Here is a 21,535-nt window from a genome sequence, read left to right on the forward strand (position 1 = left end):
CGGCCGGCGCAGAACGTCCGGCGGCACCTGTCAGGGGCACGCCGACCGTGCACCGGCGGGGCATCGCGGCAAATCCCTCGGGCTGCCGGTCACCGCCGCCTCGCTTCAGGATGCGGCCAGCGAGGCACCGGCCCGCTGGCTGTCGGCCACGGGATTGCGGCGGGTTTCTGTGCGCTCGACCGGGCGCGATCCGAACCGGTCGCGTGAATCGTGCCTGGCACACCGCAATGGTGATTCGGCCCGTTCTCCACTGGACCCGAGGTGCATGCGTTGGAGATCATTCAGGCGTGCGGGCGGGATGGGAGCGGGGATGCAGGGGCGGACCTTGGCAGGGCGCTATCGCTTGGAGACGCCGCTGGGCCGTGGCGGTATGGGCGAGGTCTGGAGAGCAGCCGATCTGCGCCTGAAACGCACCGTGGCGGTCAAGATCTTGTCGCTGGACGGGATGCCCGGGCAGGCCGTGGCGCGTTTCCGCCGCGAGGCCGAGATCGCCGGCGGCCTGCAGCATCCGGGTATAGCCGTGGTGTTCGACACCGGCATCGACAACGACGTGCTGTATCTGGTGATGGAACTGCTGGACGGCACCGATCTGGCCGAGGTGATCAGGCGCCATTCCCACGGTCTGCCGGCCGTGCGGGCGGTCACGCTGCTGGCGCAGATCGCCGACGCGCTGGCCGAGGCCCACGCCAAGGGCATCGTCCATCGCGACATCAAACCCGCCAACGTGATGCTGCTCAAGGACGACCGCGTCAAGCTCCTGGACTTCGGCATCGCCCGTTACACCGAGCAGACCACCGACCTGACCGGCAGCGCCCTGATCGGCACCCCCGCGTTCATGGCACCCGAGCAGTTCGACCGCAACGAGGGCGTCGACCACCGCACCGACCTGTACGCACTGGGTGCCCTGGCCTACGAACTCCTCACCGGCAAGCGGCCGTTCACCGCCGACACCGTCCGTCGGCTCCTTCATGACGTCCTGTTCACTCCGGCCCCGGCGGTCCGCGACACGCACCCGCACGTCCCCCCGGCCTTGAACGATCTGATCGCCGAACTGCTGGCCAAAGACCCGGACGCCCGGCCCGAAAACGCCCAGTGCGTCGCCGCACGCCTTCGCGCCGTCGATCGTCGCCCGGCACCCGCCCCTGTGGCCGCCGGGCTGCAATCCGGCGCACCCCCGGCCGGACCGGTTGTGAAGCCCACGGTGAGGCTCCCCACCTCCGACTCACGGAGCAAACGCTCGGGCCCGCCGTGGTGGCTCGCCGCGACGCTCCTCTTGGTGCTGGCGGTAGCCCTTGGCGCGTTCTACGTCAACCCCGGCGGTCCTCTGCAGGACGGCGGCGACTTCCGCGCCAAGCCCGCCTGCGGCGAGTTGCGCCCCGCCGTCTTCTCCAACGCCGCCAGTGAGGATGAGGGCGGCATCGACTGCCACTGGTACAAGGAGCAGAAGAAAACGGGCGTCGTGGACGACGGAAGTCACAAGGAATACGAGTACAAACTCATCTGGGACCTCAGAGTCAGCATGTCACTGCACTCCCCCAAGCCGTGGGAGTGGCTGTCGGGGCCGGACGTAGCCGCGACCTACCTAAAGAAACAGAACATTCACGGCGATGCCGTCGGTGAGCCACGACTGGGGCCTGGTGCTTATTATTCCCTGGACCACAGTCCGTACGCGGACGACGGGGACTCAAATACGGACTACGAAATAACGGGCAGTCATACATTCGCATTCCGTATCAACAATCTCGTCACGGTGGTCTCCTACGTGGAGGATCGCAGCGACCTCGAAGACATGGACGAGAACAAGGTGCGGGCCACAGCACGAGAATTGGCCGTCGAGATAGCGGCGAAGATCAAGAACGAGACGGTCGGGCTCGGACTCACCCGGACCAACGGCACCTGACCCGCGGACCGGGGACGGCCGTCGGGAACGCCCGAGCCACGCCCGGACCGCCCTCACACGGCTTCTCCAGCGGCCTCCAAGGCTAAAAAGACTGCTGAAGACCCTTTTGGAGGGGCTGTCCGGCTGCGGGCCGGGGCGCCCCTCTCCACTGCAGGTCACACCGCGACTCCCGCACCGTCTCGAAATCCGATAGCCCATGCAGAGCCAGTGAGGCGATCACTGCAGGTGGCAGCAGCGGCTCCACCAGCGCCCACTCGTCGTCGGTCAGGTCCGAGGGATAACACGACGTCGGAGCCACCGCCACACTCTGCACGAACCAGCGCAGGACATTACGCAGTCACACCGACCGAGATCAACTCCTCGAACTCGCACTGGATTCGAGGCCAACGCTTATGTTCGCTGCATCAGTCCCATCCGGTCTTTTGCTGAGGTTCGACACCGGTGTCCCCTGCATAGCGGTAGCCGCGGCCCCTATCGCCAGATCCCACCATCGGGCGCCACCCTGGCAGCGTTCGCCCGGGAGCCGGCCCAGTTCCGCCAGCGGACATTGTCGCCGTCGCGCGTGATGGCGGTGCCGCCGGGATGGACGGTGGAGGTGGCGACCTCGCGGGTCTCGGCCGGGGTAGCGGACGGCTCGTTCGGTCATGGCGCCGGGCAGGTCAGCGCGGCCCCGCAGATCGGGGTGGCGGCCGCGGAGATCGGCCCGGGCGGCGAGTCGCTGGTGATCCTCAAGCACAAGGACGACGTGGAACTGGACTGCTCCGAACTTGATGAGGCGCTGCACGGCGGCGGGGGGTGGTTGCACGCTCTCGCCGGCCGTCCGGCCTTGAGGGACCGGAGTTCCCCCACCGGTGGAGTCATATGGGGAGGGCAGGGCAAGTAACGGAACGTGACCGAGTGGGAGCATGGGTGCGTCGAAGCCGTCGGCCTCGCCGGTGGCGGCTCGGGCGGTCCGGACGCATGACGGTCTTCCGGAGCGACGGCTACGTCCGGCTGCGCGACTACGCGGTGATCGGGGACGGGCGGAGCGCCGCGCTGGTCGCCTCCGACGGGTCGGTGGACTGGCTGGGAACGCCGGATCTGGACTCCCCGTCGGTGTTCGCCGCCATCCTGGACCCCGCCAGGGGCGGCCGCTTCCTGCTGGAGCCGGCGGAGCCCTTCACGGTCGCGCGCCGGTACCTGCCTGACACGAACGTGCTAGAGACCACGTTCACCACTGGGCGCGGCAGTGTGCGGGTCACCGACTCGCTGACTCTGGAGGGCTGCGGGACGCTGGGGCCGATGCGGGAACTGCAGCGGCGCCTCGACGGGGTCGCCGGTACCGTGCCGCTGCGCTGGAGCGTGCAGCCGCGGTTCGGTTACGGCGCCCGCCGTCCACGGGTCAGGTGGCGCGCCGGTGTGCCGGTGGTGGCGTCCGGCGCGGACGCGCTGGCGGTCTGCAGCTGGGACGCGGGTGAGCCGGAGTGCGCCGGCGGGGCGATCAGCGGGCGTCTCGAGCTCGGGCGGGGACGGCGGGCCCTGCTGGCCCTGGCGTTCGCGCACCAGGAACCGCTCGTCCTGCCGACCCGGTCCGAATGCGACGCGCGCATGGAGCACACCGTCGCGGCCTGGCAGGGATGGTCGCGGGAACGCGCGTACGAGGGCAGGTGGCGGGACGCCGTGCTGCGCAGCGCGCTGGCGCTCAAACTGCTGATCTTCGCGCCCTCCGGAGCGATCGCCGCCGCGGCGACGACGTCGCTGCCGGAACATGTCGGAGGCGAACGCAACTGGGACTACCGCTTCTCCTGGGTCCGCGACTCGGTGTTCACCCTCCACGCGCTGCTGCGGCTGGGCTGCTTCGCCGAGGCGCACGCCTACTTCTGGTGGCTCATGCACGCCACCCAGCTCACGCATCCGCGGCTGCGGGTCCTCTACCGGCTGGACGGCGGCGGCCGCGCCCCGGAACGCACCCTGCCCCTGCGCGGGTACCGCGACTCCACGCCGGCGCGGATCGGCAACGCGGCGGGCGCCCAAGTCCAACTGGACACCTACGGTGAGCTGCTGCAGAGCGGCTGGGTCTACGCCGGTGCCGCCGGACGGCTGGACGCCGACCTCGCCCGGCGGCTGGCCGAGCTGGCCGACTTCGTCTGCGACGCCTGGCGGTGGACGGACTCGGGCATCTGGGAGGTCCGCAGCGCTCCGCTGCACTTCACGCATTCGAAGATGATGTGCTGGGTGGCGCTCGACCGCGCCATCGACCTGTCCGAGCGCGGGCTGATCCCGGGCCGCGGTTCGGATCGCTGGCGGCGCGGCCGCGCCCAGATACGCGACTTCGTCGAGACGCGCTGCTTCTCTCCCGACCGCGGCTGCTACACGCGTTCCGCCGAAGGTTCGGAGCTGGACGCCGCCGTCCTGCTCGGCCTCCTCCAGGGCTACGCGCGGCCCGGTGATCCCCGCATGCGCGCCACGGTGGACGCCGTGCAACGGGAGTTGCGGCACGGCCCGTTCGTCGACCGGTACTCCGGCGAGGACGGGCTGGCTGGCACCGAAGGCGCGTTCCTGGCGTGCTCCTTCTGGTTGGCCGAGTGCCTCGCCCGGACCGGGCGCCTCGACCAGGCCGTCGCGTTGATGGACGACCTGGTCGGGCTGGCCAACGATGTCGGCCTGTACGCCGAGGAGATCGACCCGGAAACCGGCGCCTTCCTGGGCAACCTGCCCCAGGGACTGAGCCACCTGGCGTTGATCAATGCCGCGTGCGCCATCGGCTCGGCCGCCGGGGAGGGGGGAGCGTGAACGCCTGGGGGACCGCCGCGGGCGGCTTCGCCGGGACGCTGGTACTGACCACCGCGCTGCGGGCCGCCGGCGAGTTCAAGCTGACCCGGATGGACCTGCCGTTCCTGCTCGGCACCGCCGTGACCGCGAACCGGGCCCGCGCCAAGGCGATCGGGTACCTCATGCACTTCGCCAACGGCGAGGTGTTCGCGTTCGTCTACTACGCCGTCTTCCTCGCCATCGGCCACGCCGGCTGGTGGCTCGGGGCGCTCTTCGGTCTGGTGCACGGCACGTTCGCCGGCACGGCGCTGGTGAACATCCTGCTGCCGCTGGTCCACCCGCGGATGGGCAGCCCGCTGACCAGCGCTCCCAAGGTCGCCCTGCTGGAACCTCCGGGCTTCCTCATGTTCAACTACGGCCCGAGCACGCCCCTGGTCACCGTCCTCGCCCATGTGGGCTTCGGTGCCATCGTCGGAGGCTTCACCTCCCTCGGGCCCCCCGGCTGACCCGACTCTTCGCCCTGCGGGCGGAAATGGCTCCGGGATCGACGCTTCCAGTCCTGTCCGAACTCCTAGCCGGCTCAGCCCAACGCGTCAGAAGGCTCGGCGATCGCGCCCCTGCTAGGCTCCTGTCGGGTTTGCTGCGAACGGCTCGCAACTCGGAGCACGATTGTCCCCGGAAAGGCTGACCCAGTAGAGCTTGACCCGGCCTGTGGTGCTGCTGCTGTTCTCAGCCTTGATCCGCACCTCGCAGACTTCCCCCCCGGGAATCGGCATGATGATGTGCTGCCTGGTGTATCCGCCGCCGGTGCCGGCGGACACCCTTGCCGCGACGGGGGCGAACCCCTTGCAGGTCAGCTGCACTTCGAGGTCTGCTTGCGCCCTCTCCTGCCCCTCGGAGATCGACAACTCACCCACGACGAGACCGTCGCCGGGGCCCTGGCATTCATACTTGGCCTCTTCGCCACCTCCGCCGATCACCTCTTGGCTCTCAAAGGAGATCAGAGTTTTGAGGAGCGCGGGCCGCAGCCCGGCGATGAGCGCGTTGGCCGCGGTGATATCCCCGCCGTGGACTTGGACGACGGTCGAGTCGGAGTAGGGGAGCCAGTCGTTGCCGACCTGGTGTTCGGCGACGATCTCGTAGACCGTCGTGGTGTGCAAGGGGCCGGTGTGGAAAGGCGGTTCGATCCGACCGCCTCCGAGTTTCTTCTCCACACCGTTGACGAAGAACTGGTACCTCACATTGTGGTCGCCGTTGACCGTCCAGTTGAGTTTAGTAGAACGACCGTTCTCCACGATCGGGTCATCGGCGCGGAAGTTCTTCAGCTCGAAGCCGGTGGGAAACTTTCCGATCGAATGAGTGGCGTCTTTGAATCCTGGCCGGCCATCGGGGGCCTCGATGGAGACGACGACGTCGGTGATGCCCTCGATGGCGCTGACGTGGATGTCGTCCAAGTGCAGGCGCAGCGCGTCATTCGGCCCGGCCTCCTTGTTGGCGGGCTTGAAGGTGAACTGGCCGGGTTCCTGGTCGCCGGTGACCTCGGTCCAGCCGGGGGGGCAGTTCGAGCTTCGGCCGGCTGACCTTGTCCCAGACGGGGGTGAGGATGCTTGGGGCGTCCTCTCCCCAGTCGTTGCCGGCGACGGCGAACGTGATCGTCAGGGATTCGAACTCGATGCGGGAGAAGCCGTCGTTGGAGATCAGGAGGTCCAAGGACGCCTTCGTCGGCGCGTTGGAGCTCTCGGAGACCGTCATCGGCGCGGGATGGGTGCTGATACTGGAGCGGAACGGGAAGTTGCGCTCTTCGGTCTCGATGCTGGGCGGTGCGATGGTACTGGTCATGCCGGGCTCCTGTGAGTGCTCGGTTACGGGCGAGTGGGCGAGTCGTGGCGTCGGGTCATGCCGTTGGCGAGATGCAGCAGCCCGGTGCGCAGGTGCGTGCGGGATTCGGGTGTGATGCGGGCGGTGGTGTCGGTGGCGGTCACAGCGATCGTGGTCCCGTCGGGTCGCCTCCACGTCCATTCGCCGCTCTCCACGACCGGCAGTGGAAGGCTGAATGCCTGCGTGACCGTCTCGGTGCCGTCGCCGCGCTCGACGGTGACGCCCTGGAGGCGCCCCAGGACCGGGCCGACGTGGAAGACGGCGTCCATGCGCGCGAGCGCATGGGAGATGTAGTCGACGTCGGGCCGCAGGTAGCCGGTCGGCAGAATATGGGTGTTCGCCTGGACACCGGCCCATGGATCGGCGAGCAGTGTGACCAGGCGTGAGTCGCCCAGCCTCAGGGCCAGGCCGGCCCCCTTGTGCCGTCCGGCCACATAGCCCTCCGGCGGGTTGTGCGGAGGGGCCACGGCGTAGAGCCTGGTGTAGTCGTCCTGGTCGAAGTAGCCGATGAGACCGTCCTCGAACGAGGAGTTCGAGCCGAGCAGGACCGGCCAGGCGTACTCCTGGTAGTCGGCGGTGGGCGGGTCGGCCGCGAGCCGGCTGGGCAGGATCGGGACGATCGGTTCGGCGTCCCCCTCCAGTTCGAGCCGGGCGCGCATCAGCGCGAGCGGGTGGCCGAGCATCCGCAGCGTGGGATGCGACGCCGACGGGCGGTCCGGGACGATGGCCAGCCGTGCGGCCTCGACCGCGGCGATCAGGTCCTCCAGGGACCTGACCCGGTCGTCCCTGGAGTCGAGACCGTTGAGAAAGCGAGCGAGGTGGGGGTGTTCGGCGCTGTCCCGCCCGAGGGTGGGGGCGTCCGCGTGATACCGCTCGAAGACCAGTGCGTCCTGGTCGGGACGCAGCTCCCCCAGTAGGCGGCCGTCGGCCGCCATGCACAGCAGTGCCCCGTCGAAGTAGCTGGGAACGATCCAGGCGCTGATCTGGTCGCCCGCGTCGGCGCTGAACGCGACCTGCGCGTCGTCCAGCCGGGACACGAAGTCGAAGCCGAGCCGGGCGGGCTGCGGGAGCCGCGGCCGGAGCTGGAACAGGTGCGGCGCCCAGGATCGCTGCCGCCCGACGTGGACGAGCGCGTCGGCGTCGCCCGGCTTGCGGGGGTCCTTGGCATCGGGGACGACCGTCGCGGCCCGGGCGGGCGCCGGACGCTGGTCCGGCCGGTCGGCCGTCTGGACGACCTCGTATCCGCGGCCGAAGCGGTCGACCAGGAACAGGCGGTTGAACCGGAACTGGCCGGCGCGGTAGGGCTCGTAGCCGGGGGCGGCGAGCCAGTTCTCGTCCGGAGCGGGGTTCGCCGGTTCCCGGGTGACGGCGGACAGGGCCCTCGGCGCGAAGGTGTGGTGCCCGTCGAGGATGTCGGCGACGGCCGCATCCGGGCGGGGGCGGACCCGGGATTCGCGGCCGGTGAGCTTCTCGGTGAAGCCGTCCAGGGCTTGCGAGATCAGGTCGGTGCCGCCGCCGGCGTCGGCGAGGTGCCTGGCGAGGTCGCCGACCGCGTGGAGGAACTCCTCGCTCTGCCCGGGAGCTTCGGAATCGACGTTCTGGAGGCGTTCGGCGATGTTGTCCACGGCATGCGCCGACAGCAGGATGGAACCCGAGACGCTGCGCGGGACGGCCTTGTCCTCCGCCGCGTCGCCTTCGCCGCGCCACTGGTAGAAGTCGTCTCCGAACTCCCAGTTCTTGCGGGGGTCGGACCTCCCGGCGTCCTGATAGTGGTGGTAGGGGACGGCGAAGTACTCCGCCTCCCACACCAGCAGCAGTGGAGTCCACGGCTGCTTCCACAACGCGGTCGCGCGGCGGACGGCATGGACCCGCCGGTCGGGGGCGGACCAGGCGACGGGTGCTGCCTGGTCGGCGAAGGTGGCGGTGGCCGGGGCCCGGTAGCGGTCCAGCGCGGCGAATTCGGTCAGCAGGTTCCCGGGCAGTTCCGCGGGGACATTGGCGGGGATCATGTCCGCCACCGCCGCCCAGCCGGGAGGCAGCAAGGCGGTGACGGCGGCGTTCTCACCGGCCTTGGTCACTGTCTCCCCCGACAACCGGCACGGGATGACCGCGGGGTCGTCGAGCAGCCGGGTCGCCTTGGCGCCCTTGATGAGGACGACCGGCTCGCGAGCGTTGTGGAACACCGGCCGAGGCGTCCGTATCGGCCGCCCCACAGGGGCGCGCTTCCACAGCCCGGTGAGCCGCTTGACCTCGGCGTCGATCGCGGTGTCCAGGTCTTCGGGCGTCACGGCCTTCAGCAGCGCCGGAGCCTGCGCCAGCGCGGTGCGCTCGGCCGTGACCTTGCCGGCGAAGGCGGCCAGGTCCGCTTCGACCTTCCGCTTCAGCTTTTCCAGCCGGCCCTTGACCACCCGCTGTCTGGCCGTTTTGAGAGACGGGATGATCGCGTTGAGCCGCTGGACGTACCACCACAGCTCGGAGAGCCGTTCCTGGCGGCGGGCGAGCCGCCGGGCGGCGGCGTCGTAGGCCCGCTGGGCCTCGTTGGTGTCCGCCAGCCATTCCCGCTCCGGCTCCGGCAGCGGCCGGACCGGCTGCGAGTCCTCGCCCTGAACCGCCGGCGGGGTGGTGATGTCCCAGGTGAAGCCGCCCGCGACCGGCTCGAATCGGGCCTCCCGCGTGCGCTGCTGGACGGCCGCCATGCCGTCCCGGGTGTCGAGCTGGTGCAGCAGCCCGTACTGGAGGGCCTGCAGCCGCCGGAGCCGGCCCGGGTCCTTCCAGAAGCCGGTGTCATGGGCGAGGGCGAGCGCGCTGATCCCGTCCGCCGAGGATTCGGCGACGCCGTAGGTGACGGGACGCTTCTTCGGGTCGTCCTCGGTGACGGGCGCCTCGTCGTGGTCCGGCTCCGGCACGCCGGTCTTCTCCCAGCGGACGCCGACGGCGGCGCCGGCGCAGACGGTGCGGACCGGCGTCGCCGGGACGGGGCAATCCCAGCCGAGGCGCTCGATCCGTTCGGTGATCTTCTCCTGGAACTCAGATGGCGGGCCGGCGGTGACGCCGGCGAGCGGATCGTGCGCGTCAGTGCCGTACCAGCCCATGACCAGGTAGCTGAGATCCAGCGGGTCGCCGGTGAGTCCGGTGAGGGGGTCGTGCATAGAGAAGACGCCCATGTTGTAGGGCTGGTAGGTCGCGAAGGTCGGCAGGCCGGGGCCGATCGCCGTGAGCGGGCCGGACAGGACGCCGGCGGGCTCGGCGGGCTCGGACAGATCCCCGTCCAACGGCCGGACGCGGCCGACGCGCTTGGGAACCGGTGTTGGGTCGGTGGCGGACGCCGGGACGGCATAGGGCGAGTTGTCGGCGGCTTCGGTGTCGCTCAGATGATCACTGTGGACGAGCCATCCGGCGGCGGAACGCTCATCGGTGCCGGTCCTGCCGCCGTAGCGCACCACGAGCCATCGGGTGGGGACCGCCGCGTAGGCCGTCGTCCCGTCGGGCTGCAGGGCGCCGGCGCGCAAGGCGGCCGGCAGCTCCCAGTGCACCAGCACACCCGTGTCGGGACGGCTCACCGGCTGGTTCAGCGGATCCGGTTCCGGACCGAGGTCGCTCCGTCTGGTGAAGTCGGGGCGCCAGCGGCGCCAGTCCTGATTGCGGACGGCGTCGTTGACCATCAGCGCCGTGACGCGGACGGGCACGATGACGGCTTCTGGGCTGCTCACAGGGCGCTCCTTGACAGGCACGTCCCGGACGGTCTCCGGGCCGGCGGGCGATGGGAGGCGGGACGTCGGTCGGCTGGGGAAGACGGTGGTCAACCGGGAGAGACGGTCATGGCCGCGGTTTCAGGTGACTGGATCATCTGCAGGGCGAGCTGGGCCGGGCTGAGCCTCGTGGTGCCGTCCGGCTTGAACCTGCCGTCGAGTGCCCCGGCGATGGCCGTCGCCAGGGCCGATTCGCCGTCGTTGAAGTCGATGACGGTGGCTCCCGCACCGTCGGCCGACCGGTAGGGGACCCTGACCCACACCGGGGGCGCCAACGCCTGGCCCGCCTTGAGGTCGTCGATGTCAACCAGGGTGCGCAGGCTGACCCAGTCGCCTTCGACGCCCGCGCCCTTGCGCCTCTGGAAGCCGATGTGCAGGCCCTGCATCGGCTCATGCAGGACGATCCTGGCGGGCAGGCCGTCGAACAGGCACAGCAGGACGTCGGGGGCGATCCGGTCGCACCGCAGCACCTCCCCGGCCGCCGGAGCGGAGCCGTCGGCCTGCTCGGCGGAGACGCTCACCCGCATCTCCGGGTACGCGGAGACCAGTTGCGAGCGGATCAGAATCCCGGACCGGGGAAGTCCGCAGGTCCGCTGCAGGTAGGTGTCGCGCAGCTTCTCCAGCGCCTCGCAGTCGAGGCGCGAGCGCTTAGCCGCGGCGAAAACGCCGTTGAGCAGGTGGTCCACCCATGCGGAGTCGACCTGGAAGACGCGGACGCTCTCTGCCGGCAGCATCTCCGCGTGCGGCACGAGGTGGTCGAACGGTACCTGCTCCAGGCGGCGCAGCCGGTCCAGCCACTGGACGATCGTCGATTCGTCGGGGTCGGTGCTCCCGGCGGCCCCGGCGTCGCCGCCGTCCGGCTCACCGGCCGCCGCGGGCGCCGGGGCCGGGGCCGTGACCTGCGCGGCGAGGTCGCCCAGGACCGAGTCGTCAGCGGCCAGGAACGCGCTCATCAACCCGGTCATGGGCGGTGCGGCGGCCGAGCCGAGGTCGCCCTCGCGGAGCACCGCGACCAGGTCGGCTTCGGTTCCCGCGCCGGGTCCGGGCTCGTCGCGGGCCGCGCCGGCACCGGCCGGGCCGCCCGCGCCCGAGGCGTCCGCGGCCAGGACGGCGGCGTGGTACTGCGCCGGCTCACCGTCCACGACCACGCTCCGGAACGCCGCGCGCCAGGCGTCGCCGGCCTGCCCGAACAGCGAGACGACCGCCTCCCGCAGGTCCGCACCGTCCCCGTCGGCCCCCTCTGCCGCCGCCGCGGGGATCTGGGGCGCGATGATGCGGCACGCCTCCGCGAGGCGGGCGTGCGCGCGGTCGAGGTAGGCGGCCAGCGCCGCGGCGACGTCCTGGTCGGCCAGGACGAGTCCGCGGCCCAGGGCGTGCGCGGCCGGGTAGCCGAGGTCGTCGACGCCGTACTCGGTGTCGGCGGGGGACGGACCGGTCACCTCGTAGGGCACCAGAGGCCCCCGGTACCAGGCGAAATCCCCCGGCTTCCCGCTGTCGTGGGCGACCGGGACGAAGCCGTTGGCAAGCCTGTACCGGGTGTGCTCGGTGTATTCGCCGGTGCGAGTCGTCTCCGGTTGCGGCAGGCGCAGCAGGAGCCGCCGCGAGTTGTCCGTCGCGCCGGTCGGCATCGCCGACGCGAGCAGTTGCTCGCGCAGTCCCGAGAAGCTCGCATGCCCGCCCGGCCCGGACGTGAAGGTCCACGAGTACAGCGACAGGAGCCGGATGTCTCGGGTGAGCGTGCTCGGGTCGGCGAACCGTCCGGTGTGCCCTTCGAGCGAGACCAGGTGCGCGACGTAGGGGCCTCCCGTCCTGGACGGGAGGCGGTTGGCCGTGATGAACGAGTACTCGGCCGCCCGCCTGGTCGCGTCGTCCCCCGTCTCGCCCGGCAGGGTGCCGCGGACGTGGGCCAGGTGCGCGACCTCGGTCGCGCGCGGGGCGACCGCGCGGAAGGTCTCCCTGGTGACGCGGATGGTGCGGACCGGTTGGGCCCGCTCGTCCTCGGTGAGTCGCGGGGAGAACTCCGGCACGGTCACGTCCGCGGCGTCGACCAGCAGTTCCCCCGCCGTGCCCGCGGTGGTCAAGCCGGCCGCCTCCGGGTCGTCGACGATCTCGCCGCGGGTGAACAGCAGGAGCGCCAGCCAGGGGCGCTTCCGGTCCTCCTCCTCGCCGGCCTTCCAGTCCAGCCGGTTCTCCCAGGGCAGTACGCGCCGTTCGAAGGCGATGTGCGGCAGGACGGTGTCCAGCGGGCCGCCGGAGCCGGTCGGCGGGTAGGCGCCGTGGACCTCCTGCTCCCCCAGGTGCAGGCGCAGGCCCGCCACCTCGATCCGCTGGGTGACGGGCACCGGCGGCGGCTCGCCGTCGAGCGGCAGGTCGTCCGGCAGCGTCTGGGCGACGGTGATGGTGTAGGCGCCCCGGCCGATGGAGGGCGCCAGGTTGTCGGCGAACGTCAGAGGACGCGTGGTCATCGCTGGACCTCCAGCAGTCCCAGTCCGGTGAGCACCTTGCCCATCTCCTCGAACGCGGTCTCGCGGGGGACTCCCGGGCCGCCCGGCGCAGTGCACTCGGACGTGGCGTGCCGGAGCGGATTGACCTGTCCCGTCCACGGCCGCTCCCGGATCGCCTCGATGGACGTGTCGACCTTGCGGCCGACCAGTTGCGGGGCCGGAATCCGCACTTCGAGACCGGTCGCGTAAACCTCGGTGGGGCGCGTCGCAACGTCCTCGGGGCGCGGCGGCGCGTCCAGTACCTTGCCCCACAGCGCGTTGGGCACGGCCGAGTACTGGGGGACGACGATCCAGTCGTCAGCACCTGTGTACGCCTCGCCGTCGTCCCGGTATCCGCCGTGCGTGTTCTTCACGACCGACACGTTGTGGACGGAGCGCTTCGACGGCTCCCCCGTGTAGCGCATGGGCCGCACGTCGAGCTGCGTCTTGCGGCGGCGCTTGACGCCGCCGACCTCCGGCTCGTCCTCGAGTGTCTGCCGCTCGGAGTTGTAGCCGACCTCCGTGGCGGGGATCGCGGTGCGGGTCGTGAACGCGAACCCGTCCGTGGAGACGATCCAGCTCCCCGGCACCGCCTTCTTCATCATGACCGGATCGGTGAGCAGGCCGTCCAGCACCGACAGGGTCAACGGCGCCTCGGGCAGCTGCCTGCTCTGGAACTCCTTCCACGCCAGCCGCCGCGAGCGCGGGTCCGCGTCGGCGCCGAAGCCGATGCTCACCGAGAACGGGCCCGCCTTCAGGTGCGCGCGCCCGCCGGCGGGCGGCCCCCACACCTGCAGCGTGGCCTTGATCTCCACCCGGACCGTCACGCTGAACAACCAGCAGTCCAGGGTGTAGGACGCGCCGACGGTGACGCCGATGTCGGCGCGGAAGTACAGGGGCGCCCACCACACGATGACGTTGAAATGGGCCACCAGCCAGGCGCGCAGGCCCCCGGCGTCGTAGCTGATCTCCAGCCGGCCGCCGACCATGCCCGCCTCGGGAGTGACGGCGACGTACAGTTCGCCCTTGACGGCGACCGCGGAACTCGGCGACCAGCTCAGCCCCACCCGCGGCACCGCCGGATAGTGGTCGGGCTTGCCGAAGGCGGGATGGTAGCCGCCGACCGTGGCCACGAAGTCGCCCTCATGCACGCTGCCGGGGAACCACACGCACAGGGCCGCGCCGCCGGTCAGCTTGCAGTCCTCGTGGAAGATCCAGGAGTTGGCGCCCAGCGCCGCCGTCAGCGAGAACTGCCGCTTCGCGTGCTCGTACAGGGCCCGGAACCCCAGCTCGATGTGGGCGATGCGGGGCGTCTTCTCAGCCTCGGTCGAGCCCGTGGGGAAGTCGGCCGACATCGTCCCGAGCAGTGCCACCAGGAAGTCCCGGTCGCCGAACTGGACGATCAGCAGCCCCGTCAGGTCCACCGTCTCGGCGACCGAGGCGCTCACACCCGCCGCCAGCCACAGGACGCCGGCGGCCGGTGACACCACGGCGTCGGCGCCGCCGGTGACCTTCTCCAGCACCTCGGTGGGGCTGATCGGCTGGTCGGGTTCGGCCCCCGTCAGCTGCCCCAGGTCGCCCAAGGCCCGCACGAACGGGAACTGGGCCACCTCGTCGGCCTCGGGCAGAGTGAGCCGGCTGTTGTAACCGAAGCCCAACGCCAGCCCGGTGAACACGACGGGCGGCGGCCCACCGATCTTTCCCTCCAACGCGCCGAAGACGAACAGCGAGGTGTAGGCGGGGTGCTGCTTCGTCTTCTTGACGCGGGCGTAGGACCCCACGGCCATGAGCCCCCATTTGGCGGCCTTGACCATGATCAGCCCGTCGTAGGCGAACTCGTACTCGGCGTCAGGAGGACGGGACGCGAGCATCCCCAGCACCTGCAGCGGATCCCGCGCGTACGCCACGCCGAGGCCGCGCAGCACCACCCGGACGACGGGGTCCTCGGTCAGCTCGATCTCCATGCCGAGGCCGGTCGCCTGCAGCTCGAAGCCGGCCGCCACGAACCCCGCGTCCAGGCCCACGACGAGCCTCGCCGCCCGCCCCTCGACCGCGGGCACCAGCCGGACCTTGACCTGCCGCAGATGCAGCGTCCCCAGTGCCCGCTCGACCTTCTGCACCGCCTGCGCGTCATCGCCGGGCTCGTCCCGCTTCCCGTCACCGGTCTGCTTCCCGTCACCGGTTTGCCGCGACTGCTTGGAAGCGGGTTCGCGCACCGGCATCTTGTGGGTCTTGTCCCCGATCGTCACCCACGCGACCAGAGTGCTGCCCGCCGCCAGGTCTCCGGTGTCCGGCAGCGGCGCCGCCGCCTTGCCCAAGGCGCCGTTGAGCGCCTTGATCCGGTCCACCCTCAGGTCCTGGGAGGCGTAAACGGCCTGGAGGCCGATCTGGAGATCGCTGTCGGCGGGGATCTGCCCGCGCAGCAGATCCAGCTCGGAAAGCCGCGTCTTGGAGCCGAACGGCACCATCGCCGAGGCCACGACGGGCCGGCTCTTCTCCTCGCCCTCCTTGGGCAGCACTGCCGCGGCCCACGCCACCGTCCCTTTCTTCGTCCCGGCCGGATAGACGACGATGCGGTGCTTGCCCGCCTCCGGAACGTCGTAGCGCAGGACGATGCCGGTGAACGACGGAAGGAACGTCAGCGACCGCGCCTCAGTGAATCCGAGCGCGTACAGCGCCTCGGCCACCGAGATCGGGGCGGACGACGCCACGGTGAACTCGAAGCTCTTGGCGGTGGCCTTGGAGTCCAGCTCGGCGCTGGCCTTGGAGTCCCCCTTGGAAGTCGCCTTGGAATCCGTCTTGCCAGTGGCTTTGGAATCCGACTTGGCGGTGGCCTTGGAGTCCAGCTCGGCGGTGGCCGTCAGCGTCCTCTCGCTGGAGACCTGGAACTCCGCGGAAACGGACAAGCGGCGCCGCGTCCCGCCGTCCATCATCCGCGTCTCGAGGTCGAGGGTCACCGTCTTCAGGACGTCCGCCAGGAACGCGAACTTCTCCGTCCCGGCCAGCGACAGGCTCACCACGACCCCGGCGACCGGGTCGCCGGCCTTGGGTTCATCGCTCGCGGCGACGAACCGGACGGTCACCTTCAATTCCGTGCCGGCGACCGTGCCACTCAGCGACAGATCCGCCAATTTCTTGGTGCTCACCGATATCTCGACGAGCTTTGTCGTCCTGGCAAGCTCGGTTGCCCACTCCTTGAGGGGGCTCAGATCTATGGCGACCCGAACCTCCCCCAGGTCGCAGGGAAGCCCCGCGGGGATCTCCAGCCCGTCCGGCGTACTGAGCCGCTTCAGCCACGTCTGGAGACTTCCCATGGTCATCGTCGTCGATGACCGGGCCAATGTCTGGGTCACGGAATTCCTATGGTCGTCCGCCTAGATGCTTCGTACAGGGCTGCGCGCAGGACACTCCCGCGCGTCACTCGGGATGGAACTCGTGCGGCGCGAGCGTGCAGATCTGTTTCGCGGTGCTCGGCGCCGTCCTTCACCTGGGGTACCTGTGGATGTACCGCCTTCGATGCACGCGGCCCCCGTTGGTTCCCGCAGGTTCGGCGCCGTTCTTCGCGCCGTCCGCCGTACAGGCCCACGGCATACGTAGAACCCTCGCGCAGCTCCGCCACCGGCATAGACCCGCAACCCTCCGCATCGTCACGTCTCAGCCAGCGATCGCCATGCCCGGCCACCACGCTTCGCATGCGACCGGTAACTCTAAGCATTCCAGAAGGTGGTCATAGCTTTTCCGCGCGAGGCACCACCCCTCACCAGGGAAAACGCAGCAGGCTGCGGCTTCCCCGGCCGCAGGGGCGCTCGGGGCCGGCGTTGATGTGCTCACTGGTCGCGGATGCCGAGATCGCTGCACCCCCGCCGAGCGGCGGCCCTTCTTCTCGAACCGGGTGTCGTCGATCGCGAGCACCCCGCCGGCGTCACCGAGCCGCTCGGCGACCTGGGCCCGCAGCGCGTCACGCACCGCATCGACGTCCCATTTCGCGTGCCGTCCAAAGAACGGCGCCACCAGCGCGAACAGCTCACCGAACGCGCCCGCCCACGCGGCCGGATCGATCGCTTCCGCAGTGGGCGGCACGAGTTCAGACCCGTCGCGGGTGAACACCATCGCGCGCAGGCTCAACCGCCCGTCCCGCTCCAGCCGTGCTGTGACGAGGTGATGCCGGGCCCTTTATGTTGGGTGGTAGGGCCTGACGGACAGCCTGGAGCCGAGGAGATGGGGCCGGTGAGCGGGACGATGCACCAGGTCTGGATCGAGGCTGGCGGGGGCCATGACCTGGTCCGCGCCGATGCGATCGTGATGCTCCGGCTGGACGGGACCGGAAGGCTGACCGCGCAACTGCGCGACGACGCCAAGGTCAGTGTGACCCTGCTGGAAGGCTCATCCGGCGCCCGCCCGCCCGACGACTTCCACCGCCGGCTGATCCAGACCGTCGCCGAGCTCGCCGACTCCAGCGGCGCACAACTCGTGCGCGCACGACACGAGGGAGGCGTCTGGAGCTGGACCAGCGACCCCCTCTAGGGACATGTCGCGTGTAGCCTGCCGCGGGGTTCGCACACCCGTCCCTCCGCCGTCGAGCCGTGGCTGCGCCACGTGACCTCGTCACCGACGTCGGGATCGTCGTCGCGCTTCCTGTTCATCGGCTGGCGGTACCCGCCATCTTGCCGGGCAGTCCCGATCGCGGCGATGCGGCGCCCCAGGCCACGTCAAAATCCGGTCACCGTGCGCTTGTGCGCGCCGGAGCCCGGGTAGGCACCGTCCGACCGACGGGCGAGGCTATGGCCATTCCGGAACGGCGCAGGCCACAGACCGTGGGATCTGTGCCTGGTGATGGGGGCCGGCGGTTGTATCGGGGACACCGGTCACTGGGTGCGATGCATGGCCCGTTCGGCGCGGCGGCTACGCGATCAGCCCTGGGCCGGACGGGTGGGGATCGTCGAGGTCGACGGAACCTACGGACGGCAATGGAGGAGACTGTGCGCCGCGAACCGTTCTCGAGCGCCGCTCGGCCAGAGCGCGGCGGCTCGCCGCGGTCGCGTTGATGGCGGTGACCGGCCCGGTCGTCGTGGTGGGCGCGGGACTGTCCGGCCTGTCCGCGGCGATCCATCTGGCGGCCCGGGGACGTGAGGTGGTGGTGGTCGAGGCCCGGGACGCGCCCGGCGGCTGCTGCGGCTCGGCGAGCCTCGGGCCCTACCGGTTCGACACCGGCCCTTCTGTGCTGACCATGCCGGACGTCCTCGCCGACACGCTCGGCGCCGCCGGTGAGGACATCGAGGACTCGCTGCCGCTCCGCCGTCTGGACCCGTTCTACCGGATGACCTTCCACGACGGCTCGCACCTGGACGTAGTGGCCGGTGAGCAGGAGATGGCCGACAACGTACGGGCCCTGTGCGGACCGCAGGAGGCCGCTCGATACGTGCGGTTCCGGCGGCGGCTCGGCGCGATGTTCGACGCGGAGTGGTCGTCGTTCATCGACGCGGACATGACCCGGCTGCGCGCCATGGCCCGTCCCGCCGCGCTGCTGAAGCTGGCGGCGGCGGGGGGATTCCGCCGCATGGACAGGTTCGTGTCCGCGCAGTTGACCGACGAGCGGCTCGTCAGGGCGCACACCTTCCAGGCGCTGTACGTCGGGTTGGCCCCGGACAAGGCACTGGCCATCTACTCCGCCGTTTCCCATATGGACACCGTCGGCGGCGTCTACTTCCCGGTCGAAGGCGGTATGCGCGCCATCCCGGAAGCCCTGGCCTGTGCGGCAGGGAAGGCCGGCGCCCAGCTCAGGTTCGGTGTACGCGCGGAGCGCGTCGAGACCGGTCCGTCCGGGGTGTCGGCGGTCCGCCTCGACACCGGGGAGCACATCACCACCGGCCACGCCGTGATCGCCTGCGATCTGGTGCGCGCCCATACCGGCCTGCTCCCGGAGGCGGCGGGCGACTGGCGGCTGCGGCGGCCGCGCTACTCACCGTCCTGCCTGGTCATGCACTTCGGTCTCGACCACCGGCCGCCGGGTCGGGCCCACCACACGCTGCATTTCGGCCGGGAGTGGGAGGCGACGTTCGCCGCGCTGGCGTCCGGACGTCCGCAGGCCGACCCGAGCCTGCTGGTCACCTGCCCCAGCGGCGACGCCTCCGCAGCACCTGACGGGCATGCGACGCTGAGCGTGCTGGAGCCCGCTCCCAACCTGGCCTCCGGAGCGGATTGGGAGCATCTCACGCCGAGGCTGGAGCGGCGGATGCTGAGCCGCCTCGCCGATCTGGGCTACGGTGACCTGTCCGCGGCACCGAGGGTCACCTTCGATCCACCGGCCTGGGCACGCCTCGGCCACTCGGCCGGCACTCCCTTCGCCCTGGACCACCGCTTCCGGCAGACGGCGTGGCTCCGGCCCTCGGGCCGTAGCCGCCGCGTTCCCGGCCTGCATTTCGCCGGGATGTACACCGCTCCGGGGGTGGGCATCCCACCTGCCCTGATCTCCGGGAGGCTGGCCGCCGCGCGGATACTGGAGGGCTGCCGGTGAGAGAGCCGCGCCCAGGACGTCCCGCACGGGAGCGCAGCCGGACGACGGGCTCAACCGCGGCCCCGGTCGCGCAGCGGGTCGCGTCCGTCCCAGGTGCCGTGGCTTCCATAGGGCGCGAATCGTGCGAACAGTTCTTCGCCGTACCAGTCCCCGTCGCGGACTCGCGCGATGACGTGACGGTGCGCGCCTTCCCCGTAGGCGAAGCGGGCGACGGCCGCCTCGTCCTCCCACAGCGAGAACGTCGCCTGACGCGCCAGCGGCCACTCCCCCACCCCGATCGAGGCGAAGCAGCCGTCCGCGCGCCGCAGCGCCCGGTCCACAGCGGCGATCGACCGGTAGAACGCCACCAGCCGGGCCGGACGGATCGAGGCCCTGGTCAGGACGGCGACCGGACCGGGCCCGCGCGGGGCGGCGCCCCGCGGTCGGACCGCCGGCGCCCCGAACGGGTCGCGGCCGCCCCAGCGGCCGCGCGAGGCCAGGGGCGCCAAGCGCACGTGCCACGACTCCTCGGCCTCCGCGCGCCAGCGCGCGGCGATCGCCGAGCGCTCCAGGAATCCGTCCAGTGCCGGCGCGCCGTCCCAGACGGCGAACAGGGCCCAGCGGCGCAGATCGGCCCCCAGACTCATGGACCGGCCTCGGCCGGTGCCCAGCAACCGCCAGAACCGCAGGCCGCGCGCGGCGCGCAGTTCCGGCCGGTCGAACGCGATGTGCCTCATGGCGTCCACACCCGCGTACCTGATGAGGTGAAACGAGGCGATGACACCGCTTCCCGAGGCGTCCCCGCACGGGACGCCCCCCACTCTGAGATCTCTGCTCGTGCCCGTCATCGGCGGCTACCTGCTCGGCTCGGTGCCGGTCGCGGTCCTCGTCGGGCGCGCGCACGGGTTCGACCCGCGCTCGGTCGGCGACCGCAACCCCGGCTTCTGGAACGTCATGCAACGTGTGGGCGGGCGGTCGGCCGCGCCCGTGTTCGCCGGCGACCTGCTGAAGGGCACGGCGGCCGGCCTGCTGGGGCGCGCGGCCGGCGGAGGCCGGGCAGGCCGCCTCGGGACGGTCACCGGGCCCGGGGTCCTGCCGGTGTACGCGGCGGTGGGCGCCGCGATGGCGGGCCACGCCTGGCCGCTGTTCGCCGGGCGGAAGGGCGGGCGCTGCGTCCTGACCTTCGCCGGCGGTTTCGCGGTCATCTGCCCGCCCGCCTTCGGGCTCGGTCTCGGGCTGCTCGCCGCCACGGGCGTCGGCGGGCGCTCGTTCGCCCTCGGCGCCCGCGTCGCGGTGTTCTCGCTCCCCGCGCTGCAGCTGCTGTTCGCTCCGGCGAAGCAGGTGGCCGGCACCGGGGCGCTGATGTCCCTCATCGGACTGCGCTTCGGCCAGGCCGCGCTCGCAGGCCGCGCGGCCCGGCGGGGCCCGGGTCGCCGGGGCGAGCGGCGAGCCCGGCGGGACTGACCGCGTCGCGGCCATAGGTCCGCCCGCGCCAGGCGCGCCGGGGGCGCACCGCGGACAGCGCCAGCCGCAGCGCGGCGACCGGGTCCAGCAGCGGTGAGAGCGCCAGGCCGATACCCGGTTCCCGGTAGCTGCCGCGAAGGGCGGCGGTCAGCAGGAGCCGCTGCCCGAGCAGAGCCAGGTCGAGCCGTGTCGGGCGTCCCCCGGCCAGCCGCAGGACCGGCAGCGCCGCCGTCAGCCACACCACCGCCAGGTCACCGGCGAGGCGGACGGGTGCGGTGACGTCCCGCAACGCGATCGAGCGTCCCCACTCGCGCCACACGCCGGGGGCGGAGCCGTGCATGTCGACCTCCAGGAGCGCACCCGCGTCGACGAACGCGACGCTCCAGCCGTCCCGTGCGAGCGACCGGCCCAGCGCGGCATCGTCGGTGAGGTGGCGGCGGACGCGGGCGAACGCGTCCGCCCTCACCATCGGCGCCTTGCGGAAGGCCATGCACTGGCCGTTGACCAGGAGGCGGTGCGGCGACCTCGCCTCCGGGCCGAGTGGACCGAACCGGTACACCAGCGTGCTCAGCAACGCGGCGTGCAGCGCCTGCTCGACGGCGCCGCCGGTGATGAACCGGGGACCGGCACTGACCAGATCCCAGGTGTCCAGCAGCTCGGCGAGCTTCGCGCACAACCCGGCCTTGGGACGGGCATGAGCCTGCTGGTGCCGGCCGCGTCAGCGCGTCCGTCCGCCGACCCCGGCCCTAGCGCGAAGGACCTCGAACGGACCGAACGCCAAGTGCGGGAACGGGCGGCCGAAGTCGGCCGGACGAAA

At 71.2% G+C, this 21,535-nt stretch carries 15 protein-coding genes; 7 read left to right on the plus strand and 8 right to left on the minus strand.

Annotated features, from left to right (window positions below; all coding sequences use genetic code 11):
• The first annotated feature begins 343 nt into the window (after positions 1 to 343).
• The 4 genes from ETD96_RS00410 to ETD96_RS00425 all read left to right on the plus strand — a co-directional run bounded on the left by ETD96_RS00410 (position 344) and on the right by ETD96_RS00425 (position 5,157).
• Complete coding sequence (locus tag ETD96_RS00410) at positions 344 to 1,900, plus strand: serine/threonine-protein kinase (protein ID WP_171068772.1); 1,557 nt, start codon at positions 344 to 346, stop codon at positions 1,898 to 1,900.
• Positions 1,901 to 2,489: 589 nt separating this feature from the next.
• Positions 2,490 to 2,783, plus strand: coding sequence for a hypothetical protein (locus tag ETD96_RS00415; protein ID WP_138632143.1), 294 nt, complete (start codon positions 2,490 to 2,492; stop codon positions 2,781 to 2,783).
• A gap of 77 nt (positions 2,784 to 2,860) precedes the next feature.
• A complete protein-coding gene (locus ETD96_RS00420) occupies positions 2,861 to 4,672 on the plus strand; it encodes a glycoside hydrolase family 15 protein (RefSeq protein ID WP_138632146.1) in 1,812 nt (603 codons plus the stop codon).
• Positions 4,669 to 5,157 (plus strand): hypothetical protein, encoded by a 489-nt coding sequence (locus tag ETD96_RS00425; protein ID WP_138632149.1) that lies wholly within the window; start codon positions 4,669 to 4,671, stop codon positions 5,155 to 5,157. The genes ETD96_RS00420 and ETD96_RS00425 overlap by 4 nt, the downstream gene beginning before the upstream one ends.
• 114 nt (positions 5,158 to 5,271) lie before the next feature.
• Here ETD96_RS00425 and ETD96_RS00430 read toward each other — a convergent pair whose 3' ends face one another.
• The 6 genes from ETD96_RS00430 to ETD96_RS48005 all read right to left on the minus strand — a co-directional run bounded on the left by ETD96_RS00430 (position 5,272) and on the right by ETD96_RS48005 (position 16,886).
• On the minus strand, positions 5,272 to 6,105 hold the full coding sequence (locus ETD96_RS00430) for a hypothetical protein (protein ID WP_138632152.1): 834 nt from the start codon (positions 6,103 to 6,105) through the stop codon (positions 5,272 to 5,274).
• A gap of 16 nt (positions 6,106 to 6,121) precedes the next feature.
• Positions 6,122 to 6,490 carry a hypothetical protein gene (locus tag ETD96_RS00435; RefSeq protein WP_138632155.1) on the minus strand — a complete coding sequence of 123 codons (369 nt, stop codon included), beginning with the start codon at positions 6,488 to 6,490 and terminating at the stop codon, positions 6,122 to 6,124.
• 23 nt (positions 6,491 to 6,513) lie between these two features.
• Positions 6,514 to 10,239 carry a hypothetical protein gene (locus ETD96_RS00440; protein WP_138632158.1) on the minus strand — a complete coding sequence of 1,242 codons (3,726 nt, stop codon included), beginning with the start codon at positions 10,237 to 10,239 and terminating at the stop codon, positions 6,514 to 6,516.
• An 89-nt stretch (positions 10,240 to 10,328) separates the two neighbouring features.
• Positions 10,329 to 12,743, minus strand: coding sequence for a hypothetical protein (locus ETD96_RS00445; protein ID WP_138632161.1), 2,415 nt, complete (start codon positions 12,741 to 12,743; stop codon positions 10,329 to 10,331).
• Positions 12,740 to 16,075: a DUF6603 domain-containing protein gene (locus ETD96_RS00450; RefSeq protein WP_171068773.1), complete on the minus strand. Its 3,336-nt coding sequence runs from the start codon at positions 16,073 to 16,075 to the stop codon at positions 12,740 to 12,742. Before ETD96_RS00450 ends, ETD96_RS00445 begins: the two co-directional genes overlap by 4 nt.
• A gap of 340 nt (positions 16,076 to 16,415) precedes the next feature.
• On the minus strand, positions 16,416 to 16,886 hold the full coding sequence (locus ETD96_RS48005) for a transposase (protein WP_205719032.1): 471 nt from the start codon (positions 16,884 to 16,886) through the stop codon (positions 16,416 to 16,418).
• A 102-nt stretch (positions 16,887 to 16,988) separates the two neighbouring features.
• Here ETD96_RS48005 and ETD96_RS00465 point away from each other — a divergent pair, with 102 nt between their 5' ends.
• The gene (locus tag ETD96_RS00465) at positions 16,989 to 17,285 is read left to right on the plus strand and encodes a hypothetical protein (protein ID WP_138632170.1); all 297 of its coding nucleotides are present in this window, start codon (positions 16,989 to 16,991) and stop codon (positions 17,283 to 17,285) included.
• A gap of 520 nt (positions 17,286 to 17,805) precedes the next feature.
• Entirely contained in the window at positions 17,806 to 19,275 is a 1,470-nt protein-coding gene (locus ETD96_RS00475) for a phytoene desaturase family protein (protein WP_138632176.1), read from the plus strand.
• Between the two features lie 50 nt (positions 19,276 to 19,325).
• On the opposite strand, the gene ETD96_RS00480 is transcribed toward ETD96_RS00475, so the two are convergent.
• The gene (locus ETD96_RS00480) at positions 19,326 to 19,991 is read right to left on the minus strand and encodes a spheroidene monooxygenase (protein WP_240807030.1); all 666 of its coding nucleotides are present in this window, start codon (positions 19,989 to 19,991) and stop codon (positions 19,326 to 19,328) included.
• A gap of 40 nt (positions 19,992 to 20,031) precedes the next feature.
• Here ETD96_RS00480 and ETD96_RS00485 point away from each other — a divergent pair, with 40 nt between their 5' ends.
• Entirely contained in the window at positions 20,032 to 20,718 is a 687-nt protein-coding gene (locus ETD96_RS00485) for a glycerol-3-phosphate acyltransferase (protein WP_240807031.1), read from the plus strand.
• Here the strand turns inward: ETD96_RS00485 and ETD96_RS00490 are convergent.
• Positions 20,624 to 21,394, minus strand: a complete 771-nt coding sequence (locus ETD96_RS00490) for a glycosyltransferase (RefSeq protein WP_138632179.1) — start codon at positions 21,392 to 21,394, stop codon at positions 20,624 to 20,626. The two genes, ETD96_RS00485 and ETD96_RS00490, sit on opposite strands and share 95 nt — an antisense overlap.
• Positions 21,395 to 21,535: the final 141 nt, after the last annotated feature.

The sequence above is a fragment of the Actinomadura geliboluensis genome (assembly GCF_005889745.1).
Taxonomy (GTDB): domain Bacteria; phylum Actinomycetota; class Actinomycetes; order Streptosporangiales; family Streptosporangiaceae; genus Spirillospora; species Spirillospora geliboluensis.